The organism is Nitratidesulfovibrio sp. 1201_IL3209, assembly GCF_036763125.1.
Taxonomy (GTDB): Bacteria; Desulfobacterota; Desulfovibrionia; order Desulfovibrionales; family Desulfovibrionaceae; genus Cupidesulfovibrio.
This window is the reverse complement of the sequence record NZ_JBAIYT010000014.1, coordinates 54,854-69,806: the sequence shown is the minus strand read 5'-3', so window position 1 is coordinate 69,806 and position 14,953 is coordinate 54,854. Positions and strand designations below refer to the sequence as shown.

Annotated in this window: 15 protein-coding genes and 1 pseudogene; 9 read left to right on the top strand and 7 right to left on the bottom strand. The window is 60.8% G+C overall.

What is annotated here, in order from left to right; all coding sequences use genetic code 11:
* Positions 1-9: 9 nt before the first annotated feature.
* The 3 genes from rfbB to rfbC are packed head-to-tail and all read left to right on the top strand — an operon-like array spanning position 10 to position 2,488.
* Positions 10-1,089, top strand: a complete 1,080-nt coding sequence (rfbB, locus tag V6B97_RS08565; protein ID WP_333506086.1) for a dTDP-glucose 4,6-dehydratase — start codon at positions 10-12, stop codon at positions 1,087-1,089.
* Positions 1,086-1,973: a glucose-1-phosphate thymidylyltransferase RfbA gene (rfbA, locus tag V6B97_RS08560; RefSeq protein ID WP_333506085.1), complete on the top strand. Its 888-nt coding sequence runs from the start codon at positions 1,086-1,088 to the stop codon at positions 1,971-1,973. Before rfbB ends, rfbA begins: the two co-directional genes overlap by 4 nt.
* Positions 1,970-2,488 carry a dTDP-4-dehydrorhamnose 3,5-epimerase gene (gene rfbC / locus V6B97_RS08555; RefSeq protein WP_333506084.1) on the top strand — a complete coding sequence of 173 codons (519 nt, stop codon included), beginning with the start codon at positions 1,970-1,972 and terminating at the stop codon, positions 2,486-2,488. Before rfbA ends, rfbC begins: the two co-directional genes overlap by 4 nt.
* A 349-nt stretch (positions 2,489-2,837) precedes the next feature.
* On the opposite strand, the pseudogene V6B97_RS08550 reads toward rfbC, so the two are convergent.
* Positions 2,838-2,957 (bottom strand): annotated as a pseudogene (locus V6B97_RS08550) (IS481 family transposase); the annotation flags it as partial.
* Between the two features lie 315 nt (positions 2,958-3,272).
* Between V6B97_RS08550 and V6B97_RS08545 the strand changes: the two are divergent.
* Together V6B97_RS08545 and V6B97_RS17420 are read left to right on the top strand one after the other, a co-directional pair.
* On the top strand, positions 3,273-3,542 hold the full coding sequence (locus V6B97_RS08545; protein ID WP_333506083.1) for a CopG family ribbon-helix-helix protein: 270 nt from the start codon (positions 3,273-3,275) through the stop codon (positions 3,540-3,542).
* A gap of 43 nt (positions 3,543-3,585) precedes the next feature.
* Entirely contained in the window at positions 3,586-3,816 is a 231-nt protein-coding gene (locus V6B97_RS17420; RefSeq protein WP_442935473.1) for a type II toxin-antitoxin system RelE/ParE family toxin, read from the top strand.
* 52 nt (positions 3,817-3,868) lie between these two features.
* Here the strand turns inward: V6B97_RS17420 and V6B97_RS08540 are convergent, their stop codons facing one another.
* Positions 3,869-4,465: a YagK/YfjJ domain-containing protein gene (locus tag V6B97_RS08540; protein WP_333506081.1), complete on the bottom strand. Its 597-nt coding sequence runs from the start codon at positions 4,463-4,465 to the stop codon at positions 3,869-3,871.
* A gap of 565 nt (positions 4,466-5,030) precedes the next feature.
* Here V6B97_RS08540 and V6B97_RS08535 point away from each other — a divergent pair.
* Together V6B97_RS08535 and V6B97_RS08530 are read left to right on the top strand one after the other, a co-directional pair.
* Positions 5,031-5,273, top strand: coding sequence for a type II toxin-antitoxin system Phd/YefM family antitoxin (locus V6B97_RS08535; protein WP_035069587.1), 243 nt, complete (start codon positions 5,031-5,033; stop codon positions 5,271-5,273).
* Positions 5,270-5,647, top strand: a complete 378-nt coding sequence (locus V6B97_RS08530; RefSeq protein WP_333506079.1) for a type II toxin-antitoxin system VapC family toxin — start codon at positions 5,270-5,272, stop codon at positions 5,645-5,647. Before V6B97_RS08535 ends, V6B97_RS08530 begins: the two co-directional genes overlap by 4 nt.
* Before the next feature lie 389 nt (positions 5,648-6,036).
* Here V6B97_RS08530 and V6B97_RS08525 read toward each other — a convergent pair whose 3' ends face one another.
* Entirely contained in the window at positions 6,037-7,224 is a 1,188-nt protein-coding gene (locus V6B97_RS08525) for a tyrosine-type recombinase/integrase (protein ID WP_333506078.1), read from the bottom strand.
* A gap of 477 nt (positions 7,225-7,701) precedes the next feature.
* Between V6B97_RS08525 and V6B97_RS08520 the strand changes: the two genes are divergently transcribed.
* The gene (locus V6B97_RS08520; RefSeq protein WP_333506077.1) at positions 7,702-8,346 is read left to right on the top strand and encodes a hypothetical protein; all 645 of its coding nucleotides are present in this window, start codon (positions 7,702-7,704) and stop codon (positions 8,344-8,346) included.
* Between the two features lie 139 nt (positions 8,347-8,485).
* On the opposite strand, the gene adhE is transcribed toward V6B97_RS08520, so the two are convergent.
* Positions 8,486-11,176 (bottom strand): bifunctional acetaldehyde-CoA/alcohol dehydrogenase, encoded by a 2,691-nt coding sequence (adhE, locus tag V6B97_RS08515; RefSeq protein WP_333506076.1) that lies wholly within the window; start codon positions 11,174-11,176, stop codon positions 8,486-8,488.
* A 511-nt stretch (positions 11,177-11,687) separates the two neighbouring features.
* On the opposite strand from adhE, the gene V6B97_RS08510 reads away from it, so the two are divergent.
* Entirely contained in the window at positions 11,688-12,707 is a 1,020-nt protein-coding gene (locus tag V6B97_RS08510) for a hypothetical protein (RefSeq protein ID WP_333506075.1), read from the top strand.
* 272 nt (positions 12,708-12,979) lie between these two features.
* Here the strand turns inward: V6B97_RS08510 and V6B97_RS08505 are convergent, their stop codons facing one another.
* The 3 genes from V6B97_RS08505 to V6B97_RS08495 are packed head-to-tail and all read right to left on the bottom strand — an operon-like array spanning position 12,980 to position 14,896.
* On the bottom strand, positions 12,980-13,936 hold the full coding sequence (locus V6B97_RS08505; RefSeq protein WP_333506074.1) for a 4Fe-4S binding protein: 957 nt from the start codon (positions 13,934-13,936) through the stop codon (positions 12,980-12,982).
* On the bottom strand, positions 13,933-14,547 hold the full coding sequence (locus V6B97_RS08500; protein WP_333506073.1) for a 4Fe-4S dicluster domain-containing protein: 615 nt from the start codon (positions 14,545-14,547) through the stop codon (positions 13,933-13,935). The genes V6B97_RS08505 and V6B97_RS08500 overlap by 4 nt, the downstream gene beginning before the upstream one ends.
* Before the next feature lie 58 nt (positions 14,548-14,605).
* The gene (locus V6B97_RS08495) at positions 14,606-14,896 is read right to left on the bottom strand and encodes a chaperone NapD (RefSeq protein ID WP_333506072.1); all 291 of its coding nucleotides are present in this window, start codon (positions 14,894-14,896) and stop codon (positions 14,606-14,608) included.
* Positions 14,897-14,953 lie beyond the last annotated feature (57 nt).

Genomic DNA, 14,953 nt, shown 5'->3' with positions numbered 1-14,953 from the left:
AGGTATCACATGCCGCGACATCTGGTAACAGGCGGAGCCGGATTCATCGGGTCCTGCTATGTCCTGCAGGCACGCCACAAAAATGTTAGTATTGTAAACCTGGACAAACTAACATACGCGGGGAACCTGGAAAATTTGTCTTCCTTAGCGGATGACCCGGAGCATATTTTTGTCCGGGGTAGCATCGGCAACGCCGAGCTAGTGATGTATTTACTGGAGACGTACCAACCGGACGCGGTGGTTAACTTTGCCGCGGAAAGCCATGTCGACCGCTCCATCAAAGACCCCAACGAGTTCGTCACAACCAACGTGTTGGGAACATGCACCCTTCTCAACGCAGTAAAAGACTGGTGGCTCAAGCGGCCCGCTGCACAAAAGGTGGCATTTCGTTTTCTCCACGTCTCAACCGACGAAGTGTTCGGAGCACTCAAGCCGGACGATCCCCCTTTTTCCGAGACAACGCCGTACAGTCCCAACAGCCCTTACTCTGCTTCCAAGGCCGGCAGCGATCATCTGGTGCGGTCTTTTTCCGAAACTTACGGCTTACCTGTGCTTATTTCTAACTGCTCCAACAACTACGGCCCTAGGCAGTTTCCTGAAAAGCTCATCCCGCTGACAATCCTTAACGCCCTGGAGCGAAAGTTGCTCCCCATTTACGGCAAAGGGGATAATATCCGGGATTGGCTGCATGTGGAGGATCACTGTTCAGCCCTCGACTGTATCCTTGAAAGCGGAAATGTGGGCGAAAGCTATTGCGTCGGTGGGCGTTCAGAGCGCACAAACCTTGAGGTTGTCCAGGTGATTTGCGGTATTCTGGATGAGGTTGCCCCTTCTGCGGCAGGCCCATATAGTGATCTCATCAGGTATGTTGCTGACCGGCCCGGGCACGATTTCCGCTACGCTATTGACTGCTCTAAAATAGAGAGCAAAACGTTCTGGAAACCGGAGCATTCTTTTGAATCGGGTCTGCGGGAGACTATTTCCTGGTATTTGTGCAATCAATCTTGGGTACAGCACGTTAGAAGCGGCGAGTACCATACCTGGATCACAACCAACTACGCGCAAAGAAACAAGGAAGACCACGCATGACGCAGTGGAAAGGAATCGTTCTGGCCGGGGGGGCGGGCTCGCGGCTCTACCCGCTGACCTGGGGTATGAGCAAACAGCTTCTTCCTATTTATGACAAACCCATGGTTTATTATCCACTGGCCACGCTGATGATGGCCGGAATCCGGGATATTATCCTTATTTCCACACCGGAGCATCTGCCTCTTTACCGCACTCTGCTCAAAGACGGCTCCCAGTGGGGGTGCTCGCTTTCGTATGTGGAACAGCCCAAACCCGAGGGCTTGGCGCAGGCTTTTTTGCTGACGGAAAAGCACATCAAAGACTGCAATACCTGTCTTGTGTTAGGCGACAACGTCTTTTTCGGCCACGGAATGCCACGCCTGACAAAAGAGGCCATGAGCCGCGAGAGCGGAGCCACGGTTTTTGGATATCACGTCCGAGACCCGGAACGTTATGGCGTTGTTCAGTTTGACGAGCAAAAACGCGCCGTCAGCATTGAGGAAAAACCTCAAAAACCCAAATCCAATTTTGCTATTACCGGATTGTACTTTTACGATAAAGACGTGGTTAACATCGCGAATACGATAAAGCCCTCAGCGCGGGGGGAGTTGGAAATTACCGACATTAACAATGCCTACCTTAGAAGGGGCGATCTGCATGTGGAAGTGCTCGGCCGCGGCATTGCCTGGCTTGATACCGGCACCCACGACTCGCTTTTGGAAGCTGGCTCTTTCGTGCAGGCGGTGGAAACCCGCCAGGGACTCAAAATTGCCTGCCTTGAAGAAATTGCCTGGCGGAACGGTTTTATAAGCTCGGATGACGTCCAAAAACTGGCAACCGCTCTGAGCAAAACTGCCTATGGCCAATATCTGGTCGAACTGGTGAACACAGGGGCGGAGTTATGAAAATAGAGCGCTCCCCCATTGAAGGCGTTCTTCTTGTCAAACCCAAGGTCTGGCACGACACACGCGGGTACTTTGTGGAGACATGGCAAAGAGAGCGGTACGCCGAAGCGGGCATTGACCTGCCTTTTGTGCAGGACAACCATTCCGTGTCCGTTCGCGGCACCTTACGAGGGTTACATTTTCAAAAGAAACACCCCCAAGGGAAGCTAGTCAGCGTTTCTTTAGGTAGTGTTTTTGATGTCGCGGTAGACATTAGACGCGATTCTCCCACCTTTGGCCAATGGTTCGGCGCGGAATTGACGCAGGAAAACCAGTGGCAGTTATGGATCGCCCCTGGTCTGGCCCATGCCTTCTTTGTCACCAGTGAACTGGCCCACTTTCATTACAAATGTACGGACTATTATCGCCCCGGCGATGAGGGGGGCATTCGCTGGAATGACCCAAGCTTAGCTATCTCATGGCCTGATATTCCGCCCATTCTTTCCGGAAAAGACGCGGCCCTGCCCTTTTTATAAAAAAGTCAATACGGACATAGAATAACGCATGAACATTCTTTGTGAGGCACGAGGCAAGCGCCGCAATATAGCGACACTGATTTACGGTGTGTGGATAAATTTTACTGTCAAAAGTGTGGGTCTTTGCATGTGCAAATCATTGGGCACTACATCTTGGAGTGCAAAATGTGTGGCTGGAAAGTGCCAATGGACAGTGCTCAGATTTCAAAAAACATAATTAATTCATTAGCATCAATTTCAAAAAGGCTGAGGCGGTACGCAGGCTCAAGCCATGGCAGCTTGCTTGGCTTCTTTGGGGTGCTATGCATGAATGGAGAGGTTCCTATTAGCAGGGCGCCTCGGAGTGTTAGGGCGTGTACGGGCGGGTGTGAATATGCTTCAGGTCAAGCTCGCTGCACGCCGCACGGAACAGTCGTGAGGCGTAGCAGGGGCCATTATCTGTCATGATACCTTTTACGGCGATGCCCATCTGGGGGGTCGCCCTGGAGTTGCCCCTGCTAAACCGGACACCCTGCGGTTGCTGATGCGCGGATGAATTCCTTGGGTGATTTCTCCGCAAGCCCTTGCGAGTGTGCCTCTCGTTGTAGTTTTTGAACCATCGGTACGCTGCGTGGTCATGAAGAAGGGACGTTTTCGGAAGAGCAGGTGGGTGCTTTGACTTGCTTGATTTGTTTTTAATCACTATGATTAGCTCAAGGTCAATGTCTTGACCAACGTGGGAATAGTCATCCTGATAAAATATCAGATGATGGAGTGTGCACAGAGCAAAACTGAGGAGAACGTCATGCCCAAGGCTGAAACTCGCGTGCTGACTGCTCATGTACCCATGCTGCTGGCAGAAAAGGTAGACCAGATGGCCAACCGTTTGGAACGCTCTCGCGGCTGGATCATGAAGCAAGCACTCTCATCCTGGATTGCCCAAGAGGAAGAGCGCGACCGGTTGACGTATGAGGCGCTCGCCGACGTGGATGTCGATCGCGTCATCGATCATCAGGCAGTGCAGGCATGGGCGGATAGTCTGGGTGCCGATGAACGGTTGCCGGTGCCTCGCTAATGAATCTTAAATGGACCAGTAGAGCACTTTCCGACCTAGCCGCTTGTATGAATTCTTGGCCCCTGTTGACCAGCCTGCTGCCTCACGGGCGGTGCAGACATTGGCCAAGGCCCCGACCGTCCTGCTGACCAATCCCCGCATCGGTGAGCAACTCTTTGCGTTCGCACCGCGCGAGGTCCGGAGGTTGTTTGTCGGGCATTATGAGCTGCGTTACGAGATTCAAGAGTCGACAATCTACGTGCTGCGACTGTGGCACACCCGAGAGAGTCGCTGAAATGGCTTGTATCTGCGCCAGCGGAGATTGTACCAAGGCATATAGCTCTTGATCAGTTGTCAAGGAGGCTCGCTCCCCATTCCCTCACATTTAAGGGTACGTAGCCCTTGGTCCTCGTCTTGGCCAAGTAGCTGGCCCACTCCACGCATCTCTCGATATCTTGTTCATAGCAGGCATCATGACGGTCCAGGTGGATGAAGTCAGGGTGCCTGTTGCCGTCTCTGCTTCGGTCACATCTGTGGAGGAGACCAGGGTGGTCGATCCCACGAACGCGCTGCCAGAGCTGGTCTGCCTTCTCCATGTGGTTCCAGCTGCTTTTTGTTAGGTTGCCATTTAGGAGGAGCATCACGTGGTAGTGCTGATGTTTTTCTCTGGATTGTTCACGTGCCCAGACGTACTGGTAGGCTATCCTCTTGCGGGATAAATAGCTTGTAAAGCTGTTGAAAAAGCGTTGAATGTCGTTGTTTTTACGGGATGAATAGAAGTCTCTCGGGTATCGTAAGTCAAAGCGGATGAAGAGCACTCTGCTGAATCTACTCGTCATGTACTCTATGCGGTCAATGATGGCATCAAGGATGTCGATACGACAAGGTTTGTCGTCATACGCTTGAACTGGATAGTCTCTGTGGGTTTTTTCTGTTATGAACATGGCGTACTCCTTTGTTTGGCTATTGAATTAATGGAGAGTGTTATTGTTTACACAAAAAGAAGCCGACACTTGTGATGTCGGCTCTTGATGTGGATCTAGATTTGGCTAGATAATGATGATCTGGTGTGGTTTTTGTAATAGGTGTATGTTTATGTTTTGATATTTATTTGTTTGCATATCTTTATGTATTTAGTTCTTATGGATGAGAAGCATTAACAATGGTGATAATAAATAATGTATCTATAATAGATACAAGAGAGATAATACCATTTTAGCATGTATGATTTTTGAATATAAAATTGATATACTGGATAGTTGTGGATTTGAAAGCGATTGCTGCTGAAGTTTTTGTATGATGATTTTTGTCAGACTTATTTTTTACATACTATGTATACAGAGATGGTATTCGCCTGACACTGCTGCCTTGCTTGGCGTACCCCCCCGCAGGGCGGTCGATAGCTATTTGGGGCTTGCTGACTCGTCCGGCACCGGAAGTGCTTTCCTTGACTTCGGACTAAGCTCTAGCTAAGTCTAAATGGACAAGGAGTATCGTATGGAGGTGGCTATGAATATCGTCCCCATGCACCAAGCCAAGAGCTCTCTGTCGCAGTTGGTAAAACGTGCGGCAGGTGGTGAAACCATTTTCATCGGCAGCTATGGTCGAGCAGAGGCCGTCCTTAAGTCGGCCGCAAGTGCTAAGCCGAAAAAGCGTCTTGGTCTTCTGAAGGGCAAACTGAAGGTTCCCGACGATTTCGACGCTCCTCTGCCGCCGGAACTTCTTGCGGCGTTTGAAGGGAGCGAGGAATGAGACTGCTGCTGGACACCAACGCGCTTCTCTGGGCGTTGACCGATTCCCCGCGCATTGAGTCTGTGCGGGGACTGCTGCTCGCTGATGAGAACGAGGTCTTTGTCAGTTCCGTGTCTTGGTGGGAGATCGCCATCAAGACACGCATCGGCAAACTTGATGCCGAGTTGTCCGTGCTTCGTGCTGCAGCGCAGGAGAGCGGCTTCCTTGAGCTTCCCCTTCTTGGTGCGCATGCAGAGATGCTCGCGACCCTTCCGAGGCACCACAACGACCCCTTTGACCATATGCTGGTCTCCCAGGCCATGGCCGAACCCATGCGGCTGATTACCGGTGACTCGGTACTCTCCAGTTACACACCGCTAGTGCTACAAATTTGACGGCGTGAAGGGGGCTCTCGCTGTACGAGCGGGGGGCTCACTTGCCCCTGTCTTGCCTGTGGGAAGCCGGACAAGCAATTGGGGGGGGGCAAAGGACCGGAGGTGTGTGGTCCGCAGGTGATGCCATGTTGCCACGTTTGACCGACGAGTTGACGGTGTCGAGGCTTGGCAGGCAGACTTGACGAGTCGTGGGTTCTGGTGGCTGTATCTGTAATTTCAGTGCGTTAGACGTCTTGGCAGGGTTTGGCGTCATGGGTTGAGTGTCGTTTCAATTTTTCAATGAAAACGCGGTGTTGGGAATTTTTGGGTGTGTCTAGTTAGAGCCTTCCCCTTTAGGGGAAGGCTCTAGTAATTGGCGGGTAGACGCGTGGGCAAGTCGAGGAGGGGGGCTATTTGCTGAGTCTGCCCTGTAGGCTCATCGCTGCGGCCCTGATAGTATCGGGGCTGAGGTGCGAGTAACGCTTGGTCATCTCAAGCGTGGTATGCCCCATGAGTTCGGCGACGGTATACAGCGGTGTGCCGCTTTGCACGAGCCAACTGGCGAACGTGTGGCGCAGGGTATGGAAGACCACGCGTTGCCTGGTGTCGCTGACCCCTTCGTTGAGACCAAGTTGCTCGACGACGCGCTCGAAGGTGTCGGATACCCAGTTGCGCTTGGCTCCGTTCTGGGCCGGGAAGACGTACTCTGTGCCGTTCGGGACCTGGGAGCGCTCCGTGAGCATCGCCCGGACCTCGTCGGTCATGTACGCATGCCTGCTGTGTTTGTTCTTGGGGTCGCGGATGTAGATGGTCGCTGCAGTGAAGTTGAGGTCCGTCCAGGTGAGCGCATGGATTTCACCGGCCCTGAGGCCGCAGAAGAGGGAGAGTAGGGCGCTGTCGTGGGTGTCCTGCGATCTTTTCTTGAGCTCCGCGAGTAGGGTGCTTGCTTCGGATTCCGTCAGGAAGCGCATCCGCCTGTTGTCCTTGCGAGGTTTCTTGATGCGCGTGCAGGGGCACTCTCCGCTCACGATTTCATGATTCCGGGCCATGCCCCAGACTTGGGAGATAATGGCCAGCAGATGGCGGATGGTCGCCGCACTCCGCCCTGCGGTCATGGCGTTGTTGGCAACCTGTTCGATGAGTGGCGGGGTAAGAGCGCTGAGTGGGGAGTTGCCGAGCACCGGCTTGATCCATTTGGCGTAGTACCCGGATTCCGTCCTCATCGTCTGTGGCGTTTTGTGCAGGGTGGAGGAGGTCAGGTAGTGCCTCTCCCAGAATTCGTCCAGGGTTGTGGCCGCATGGGCTGCACGGCGCTCTTCAACAGCGGCCTGTTCGCGGGCCTCGCGCATCATCTCACGCATTTCGGCGAGAGACTGCGGGCGTCGCCCCAGCCTGATATTCTCCGTGATCCTGGCTCGCAGTTGAGATGCCTTCTGGCTGGTCATGCCTTCAGATGCCCATCCGGCACCTTCTTCCTTCGGTTTACCATCGGATTTGTACCGGATGAAGAAATAGCGATCGGGCTTCGAGCCGTGCTTGCGGGTCTGGCTTTCGCGGTAACGAACGCCGCGGTAGCTGGTGGAGGTCGTCGTGGTCATGGGTATCTCGCGGGGATGGGCATGTTTCACAGAGAGGGAGCCAGCCCCACTATAGCCCCACCTTCTGCGGGGTGACAACGCGAAATCGTGGGAAGGTTCAGGGCGCTTTTTGGCTAAATCTTGCTCTTCAATATTCTGTTTTTATGGTATAAATGTGATTTATTGGGGTGGGTCGGGAAAGGTGAGGAATATCGTGGACTAATAAACTCATAACCCGAAGGTCGTCGGTTCAAATCCGGCCCCCGCAACCAGAAAGATCAGAGGCTTACAAGGAAATCCTTGTAAGCCTCTTTCTTTTTCGGGTATTGGGAAGCCGTTGGCAAGGCTGGCCCCCCGGCGGTCCGGGAGGCCCGGGAGGCCGGAGCGGACCGCATACGGCGTCGGCATGCCAGGGAATACGGCCGTATTTGCGGGTGTTGCGGTTTTTCAGGGCGATGCCTGCGTCCTGTGCATTTCCGCGCCATGCGGGGAGAGGGTATGGTTCGGTTGAATGTACGTCCTTTTCGTGGGCCCACGCTGGTGCTGGCCTCTGCGCCGGATCCGCTGCTGCCCGGATGGGCAGGGGATGCGGAGGTGGTTTGCGTCAACGCTTCCGGTGCGATAGCCCGGCGGCTTGCCCTGCCGAGTCCTGCGGTTACGGTGATGTCGGGGTTCATGTTCGGCGATTCGATCGCCAACCACGAAGCGCGCGCGATGCTCGGCGACCTGCGCACCGGGCTGTTGGTGTACATCGATGTGGGGTGCGGATTCGCTGCGGCCCGGCGCTGCCTGCGCGCCTTGGGTTATGCATGGGACGATGTCGCGGTGCTCGGGTACGACCAGAGGGCGCAGCTTGTCCTCGATGCGACCGGGGTCGATGTCTCGACGGAAGTTGCGAAGCCTTCCACCGGGGTGTTCGCTGTGGTGCTGGCCTTGCTGCTGAAGGGCGCGCCTGTGTGCATGGCCGGGTTTTCGTTGCGGCAGGCCGGGCACGCGTACAGCGCTTCAAACCAGCCGCGCCACCATGTGCAGGCCGACATGTCGTTGCTGCGGGCGCTGGCGAAGAACGAGCGCCTGTGCACCACGGCGGCGGATGTGGCCGAACGGACGGGTATTGCGCTGGTGGCTGGGGTCGGGGCGTAAGCGCTGCGGTACCGCCGCTGTTCCGTGACGACGAAAGGGCCTTGCGGGATTCGCCGCAAGGCCCTTTGTGTCGACGGCGGGCGTTTCGTGGCCGTCCGGCCTTCCGCGCTGCGTGCCGCTGTTCCCTCTCCTGCCCCGGCTACGTCCTGTCCGGGCGGGCCAGCGAGGCCAGCGGCGCGCCGTGGTACGCCTTCAGGTACAGTTCGCGGATTTCGGCTATCAGCGGGTAGCGCGGGTTGCCGCCGGTGCACTGGTCGTCGAAGGCCTGTTCGGCCAGCAGGTCCAGCCGTTCCATGAAGTCCGCTTCGGCGATGCCCGCCTCGCGCAGCGAGCCGGGAATGTTCAGGTCGGCCTTCAGTTTTTCGATGGCCTGCACCAGCCGGGCCACCTTGCGGTCGCGGTCGTCGCCGCAGCCTTCGGTCAGGCCCAGCATGTCGGCGATGCGCGCGTAGCGGCCCTTGACGAAGGGGTAGCGGTACTGGGGCATCAGCCCCTGCTTGGTGGGGGTGTCGGTGGCGTTGTACTCGATGACGTGCGAGAGCAGCAGCGCGTTGGCGAGGCCGTGCGGCATGTGGAACGCGGCCCCCAGCTTGTGGGCCATGGAATGGCACACGCCCAGGAAGGCGTTGGCGAAGGCCATGCCCGCGATGGTGCCCGCGTAGTGCATCTTTTCGCGGGCCATGACGTCGCGCGCGCCCTCGTTGTACGCCCGGCGCAGGTACTTGAAGATCAGCCGGACGGACTCCAGCGCGTTGCCGTCGCTGAAGTTGTTGGCATAGGTGGAGGTGAAGGCCTCCACCGCGTGGGTCAGGGCGTCCAGGCCGGAGTGCGCGGTGAGCGTCCGGGGCATGTCCATGACGAATTCCGGGTCCACGATGGCCATGTCCGGCGTCAGTTCGTAGTCGGCGATGGGGTACTTCATGCCCGTGGCGTCGTCGGTGATCACCGCAAAGGGCGTCACCTCCGACCCGGTGCCCGAGGTGGTGGGCACCGCCACCATCACCGCCTTCTTGCCCAGCGCCGGGAAGGCGTAGACCCGCTTGCGGATGTCCATGAAGCGCAGGGATATCTCCTCGAACTTCAGGTCCGGCTGCTCGTACATCAGCCACATGATCTTGGCCGCGTCCATGGGCGAGCCGCCGCCGAGGGCGATGAACATGTCCGGCTGGAAGGCGCGGATGGAATCGAGCGCGGCGTAGGTGCCGGACAGGTCGGGGTCGGGCTTCACGTCGCTGAACACCCGGAACTGGATGCCCAGCTTTTCCAGCACGGCGGCCACCTTGCCCACGTGGCCCAGGTCTTCCATGGTGCGGTCGGTGACCACGAAGGCGCGCTTTCTGTCGCGCATGTCCTCCAGCGCCAGGCGCAGCGCCCCCATCTTGAAGTAGATCTTCGGGGGCACCCGGAACCACAGCATGTTCTCGCGCCGTTCGGCCACGGTCTTCACGTTCATGAGATGCTTCACCCCGATGTTTTCGCTGACGGAATTGCCGCCCCACGAGCCGCAGCCCAGCGTCAGCGAGGGGGCCAGCTCGAAGTTGTACACGTCGCCGATGGCCCCCTGCGACGAGGGCATGTTGATCAGGGTGCGCCCGGTGGTCAGCACGTCCTGGAAGTGGACGATGCGCTCGCGGTTGGCCTCGTCGGTGTACAGCACCGAGGTGTGCCCGGCCCCGCCCAGTTCCACCAGGCGTTGGGCCATGTCCACGGCGGCGGCGAAGTCGGACGCGCGGTAGAAGCCCAGCACGGGCGAGAGTTTCTCGTGCGCGAACGGGTCCAGCGGGTCGATGGCGTCCCGTTCCGCGATGAGGATCTTGGTGGCCGGCGGCACGCCGATGCCCGCCATGGCCGCGATTTCCGCCGCCGTGCGGCCCACGATGGCCGAGTTGAGCTTGCCGTCGGTGAAGATCACGCCCGCAAGGGCCTCGGCCTGTTCCGGCGTGGCGAAGTGGCAGCCGCGCGCCGCGAATTCCGCCTTCACCGCGTCGGCCGCCGCGTCCTCCACGATGACCGCCTGCTCGGAGGCGCAGATCATGCCGTTGTCGAAGGTCTTGGACAGGATGATGGAGTTCACCGCCATCTTCACGTTGGCCGTGGCGTCCACCACCACCGGGGTGTTGCCCGCGCCCACGCCGATGGCGGGCTTGCCCGAACTGTAGGCGGCGTGCACCATGCCCGGCCCGCCCGTGGCCAGGATGAGCGCCACGCCCTTGTGCTGCATGAGCTGGCGGGTCAGGTCGGGGGTGGGCGCTTCCACCCAGCCGATGACCCCGCGCGGCGCGCCCGCGGCCACGGCGGCCTCGTGCACGATGCGCGCGGCCTCCACCGTGGATTTCGCGGCGCGCGGGTGCGGCGCGAAGATGATGCCGTTGCGCGTCTTCAGCGCCAGCAGCGCCTTGAAGATGGTGGTGGAGGTGGGGTTGGTGGTGGGGATGATGCCCGCGATGACCCCGATGGGCGCGGCCACCTCGCGGTAGCCGTAGGCCGGGTCGTCGCGGATGACCCCGCAGGTCTTGTCGTCCTTGTACTTGTTGTAGATGTACTCCGAGGCGAAGTGGTTCTTGATCACCTTGTCTTCCAGGATGCCCATGCCCGTTTCCTGCACGGCCATGCGCGCAAGGTGGATGCGCTGCGCCGTGGCGGCGGCCGCGGCGGCGTGGAAGATGGCGTCCACCTGCTGCTGGGTGAAGTTGGCGAAGGCGCGCTGCGCCTCGTTTACGCGAGTGACGATGTCGTCCACGGAGATGTGGTTTGGGGAGATGTTGTTCGGGGAGATGTCGTCCGGCGTTGCGGCCGGCCCTGTGTTCTGCGTGTCGTGCTTCTTGCTCATGGGGGGCTCCTTGCCGTCGGGAAGGGCTGGCCTGCCCGGCGGTGGGGGTTCCGGCGTCCGTTGCGCCGCTTGCGGGTTGCCCGTGGCCGTCGCCGTGTCGGGATGCGGCGGGGGGCTGCGTCTATATTTGCGCATGCAACCACTCTTGGGCGGGTGCGTCAAGACCGGCATGGTCCGGAATGGGCACGTGCTGGCGGAGGCGAACTTGCCTGCGAGGTATGATGTGCTGATTTTGTGAATTACGGATTGTGGCAGGTGCGTATGGGATATTTTTAAAGTAAATACACATTGTTGAGTTGTTGGCGCTGCTCGTGGGTGTCCATCTCTCCCGGCCCGTCCTGCCCCTTTCCCCCTCGACGTGCGGCCGTGTGTTTGGCATGGTATGGGTATGGATTAACGTTTTTGGAAAGATGCGAGAATGGGGCATGCGCCCGGCCCGCCGCATGGAATGCCCGCGTTTTCGGGCGGCGCCAGGTGACAACGGGCGACAACGGGCGGCCAGGGAGGCCACATGAGCGACCATCGGACAGCGCAGTCCGCAGTCACGGCGTTTCCGGGCGCGGTGGTGCGGTGCCTCCATCCGGACGGCAGTCCGGCCGAGGTGTTGCTGGAGGAGCGGATCGAACTGTCCACCCCGGCGGGCGTGCTGGTGCCCCAGTACGTGCCGGAAGACCCCCGCAGGCAGCGGGTGCAGCCGGTGGAACTGCACCCCGGCGGCGGGTTGAAGGCGGTGTCGTTGCAGGAAAAGGCGGTGATTGAAACGCCCGCAGGCCCCATGGCGGCGGAGCGGGTCACCTTTCACCCCGGCGGCCGGTTGCGCCGGGTGTTCCCGCTGGACGGCAAGATATCCGCCTACTGGAGCGTGGAGAACGAAACCGCCCTGGCCGTGCCGCAACGCATGGAAACGCCCATCGGGGTAGTCACCGCGCGGATCATCTCGGCGCACTTCTTTCCGTCCGGCGCGCTGCGCAGCGTCACCCTGTGGCCCGGCGAGCGGGTGACCATCGCCACCCCGCAGGGACCGGCCAGCGTCAGCGTGGGGTTTTCGTTCCACGAATCGGGCGCGTTGCGTTCCTTCGAGCCGGACGCCCCCTTTGAGGCCATAACCCCCGTGGGCGCCCTGCTGGCCTTCGACACTGACCCCGAAGGCGGCATGGCCGCCGACCTGAACTCCCTGCAATTCGACGAGGGCGGCAGCGTGACGACCCTGACCACAGCCACCGACAAGGTGGTGGTGACCTGCAACGCCATGGCGGAAGCGGGTCCGGACGCCTGGCCCGCCTGCTGCCCGGATTGCGCCCGCTGGGCCGCCGCCACCGGCAGGCAGGCGCGCCAGCCCGGCCGCCTGTCCCTTGGCCCCGGCTTCCGCGACAGCCTGTGCGGCACCACGCCCACCGACCTGGTGCCCCTGCGCGTGGGCTTCACCGCCGATGTGGTGAGTCTGGACGGCCACGCCTTTTCCCGCGCCGGGCACGGCTTTTCCGTGCTGCGCGGGCTCATGCCCGTGGCGCGTACCACCTATTCGTGCTGAAGGGGGTGGCTATCGGTGGGGACTCCTTCCCTTCCTCCGCAGCGTGTTACCACCGTTTGTTTTTGTACGCCTCCGGCGGCCAAGGGGCTACCGCCCCTTGGAACCCCACGTTTGCGTATTCGTAATATCCCGGCAGCACAAATAAAAGTTTTGGGGGGAGGGGGTTCGGGGGAGGAGACCCTTTTCCACGCTTTGCGGACGCCATCCGTAGGGCTCGGAGACTCGCCTACGGCTGCCGCAAAAGGGTCCCTCCCCCGCATTACTTTCTCCGGCTATGCGTCCGGCGGTTCCCGGAAGCCCAGGCGCAGCGCGCCGCCGCGTGCGGCGCAGGCTGTGGCGCAGTCGCCGCAGTTGGTGCATTCGCTGCGCGGGGCGCGGGTGGGGATGCGCGGGTCGAGGCCCATGGAGCAGGCCCCGGCGCAGGCGCGGTCGTTGGGGGAGCAGGTGCAGCGGCGCATGTCGCGGCGGATGGCCAGCGCACCCGGCCACAATCGTGCGGCCAGGGAAAGCAGCACCGATTGCGGGCACAGGTAGCGGCACCACAGGCGGGTGCGGGTGCGCCATTCCGCCGCCAGCAGGGCGACGACGAGGACAAGGCCCGTCCACGGCCAGTCCCACGCGGAAGGGGCCGGGCGGGACAGGGCCAGCAGTTGCAGGGTGATCTCGCCGGGCAGGGAAAGCTGGTTCAGCAGCGGCGCGCCCGCAAGAACCGTCAGCGCCAGCCCGGCCGCCGCCATGCCCGCCCGGACGGGGAAGCCGTTCCTCCACGTGGGGGACAAACTGGTGAGCCGGGAGGCGTCCTGGTGAGCCGTGGCGTCCTGGTGAGCCGTGGCATGCGGGCGAGCCGCAGCGTCCGGCTCGGCTCCGGTCCGGGGACGAGCGAGGCAGGCCGCGCATGCCGCACGCGGGCCGCCCTTTCGCCGGGCATGCACCAGTTCCGAGAGCAGACCGTAGGGGCAACCCCAGGAACAGAACACCCGGCCCAGCACCACGGCCACGGCCAGCACCAGCAGCCCGCCCAGCAAAAGGCGCGCGCCGGGCAGCGCCCCGGCCGCCAGCACCTGCACGGCGGCCAGCGGGTCGGCCAGCGGCAGGCCCCACGCCTCCAGCGAGAACAGCGTACCGGACACCCCGTGGAATCCCTTGCGGTTCAGCCAGGGCAGCACCGCGAACAGGGCCAGCACGGCCCACTGCGCGGGGCGCCGCCAGCGTGCGTGCCACGGTTTCATGCCGGGCTCCCTCCGCGTCCGGACGTGGCGGCGTTTTTCTTGTCCACATCCGCCGCCGTCCTGCGTCCGGCAACCTTATCCATATCCGACGCGGTCCTTCGTCCGGCAACTTTATCCATATTCACCGCCGTCCTTCGGCCCGCGTCGGGCCGCACCACGATGGCGTCCACCGGGCAGACGTGCTCGCACACCCCGCAGCCCACGCAGGCGTCGGCCACGGCGGGAATGTCGCCGCCTTCCAGCACCATGGCCGTGCCGCGCAGCGGGCATTTGTCGTAGCAGGTACGGCACAGCACCGTGCCCACCCAGTTGTGGCAGCGGTTCTTGAGCAGCACGGCCATGCCCATGTCGGCCCGCGCCATGTCGCGCACCGGCCGCAGAGCGCCCGAGGGGCACACCGGCGGGCACTTCATGCACAGCCAGCAGGGGATGGATCTGGCATGGATGTACGGCGTGTTGCGCACCCGGCCCAGGAACCCGGCCAGGCGTCCGGCGGCCATGCGGATGGACCCGTACGGGCACGCCTCCGCGCACTTGCCGCAGTGGATGCACCGGGCGCGGAATTCCGCCTCGGCCCGCGCGCCCGGCGGCCGCAGCAGGCCCGACGCCATGCCCCCGGATGCCGGGAGTGACCCCCCGCCGTCCGGCGGTTTGGAGGATGCGGACACCTCAGGCGCTCCGGTGCTTGCGTTCCCACGGCGGACACTTGATGGAGCCGCCGTCGGCCAGTTCGTCCTCGTAGGTCAGGTAGGCCAAGTCCACCGACAGCACGCCTTCCCAGGCCGCCAGCCGCTTGAACTCCTGTTCCATGCGGTCCGACTCGGCCTCCAGCACCGCCACCATGCGGCCCGGAACCTCCGCGCGCTGCACCTCGGCAATGCGCGGGTCCACCGCCAGCCGCGTCCATACGGCTTCCGCCGCGTCCGCGTCCGTCTGCACCAGAATGCCTGCTATGGCCATGCTGCGCTCTCCGTTGAAAAGTTTGGGGGGGGGGGAGGAAACAGGAGGTTCCTCCCT

Excerpts from the sequence above, each read along its gene's own strand:
- rfbB (WP_333506086.1), top strand. The coding sequence starts at position 10 with ATGCCGCGACATCTGGTAACAGGCGGAGCCGGATTCATCGGGTCCTGC.
- rfbA (WP_333506085.1), top strand. The coding sequence starts at position 1,086 with ATGACGCAGTGGAAAGGAATCGTTCTGGCCGGGGGGGCGGGCTCGCGG.
- rfbC (WP_333506084.1), top strand. The coding sequence starts at position 1,970 with ATGAAAATAGAGCGCTCCCCCATTGAAGGCGTTCTTCTTGTCAAACCC.
- V6B97_RS08545 (WP_333506083.1), top strand. The coding sequence starts at position 3,273 with ATGCCCAAGGCTGAAACTCGCGTGCTGACTGCTCATGTACCCATGCTG.
- V6B97_RS08540 (WP_333506081.1), bottom strand. The coding sequence starts at position 4,465 with ATGTTCATAACAGAAAAAACCCACAGAGACTATCCAGTTCAAGCGTAT.
- V6B97_RS08535 (WP_035069587.1), top strand. The coding sequence starts at position 5,031 with ATGAATATCGTCCCCATGCACCAAGCCAAGAGCTCTCTGTCGCAGTTG.
- V6B97_RS08530 (WP_333506079.1), top strand. The coding sequence starts at position 5,270 with ATGAGACTGCTGCTGGACACCAACGCGCTTCTCTGGGCGTTGACCGAT.
- V6B97_RS08525 (WP_333506078.1), bottom strand. The coding sequence starts at position 7,224 with ATGACCACGACGACCTCCACCAGCTACCGCGGCGTTCGTTACCGCGAA.
- V6B97_RS08520 (WP_333506077.1), top strand. The coding sequence starts at position 7,702 with ATGGTTCGGTTGAATGTACGTCCTTTTCGTGGGCCCACGCTGGTGCTG.
- adhE (WP_333506076.1), bottom strand. The coding sequence starts at position 11,176 with ATGAGCAAGAAGCACGACACGCAGAACACAGGGCCGGCCGCAACGCCG.
- V6B97_RS08510 (WP_333506075.1), top strand. The coding sequence starts at position 11,688 with ATGAGCGACCATCGGACAGCGCAGTCCGCAGTCACGGCGTTTCCGGGC.
- V6B97_RS08505 (WP_333506074.1), bottom strand. The coding sequence starts at position 13,936 with ATGAAACCGTGGCACGCACGCTGGCGGCGCCCCGCGCAGTGGGCCGTG.
- V6B97_RS08500 (WP_333506073.1), bottom strand. The coding sequence starts at position 14,547 with ATGGCGTCGGGCCTGCTGCGGCCGCCGGGCGCGCGGGCCGAGGCGGAA.
- V6B97_RS08495 (WP_333506072.1), bottom strand. The coding sequence starts at position 14,896 with ATGGCCATAGCAGGCATTCTGGTGCAGACGGACGCGGACGCGGCGGAA.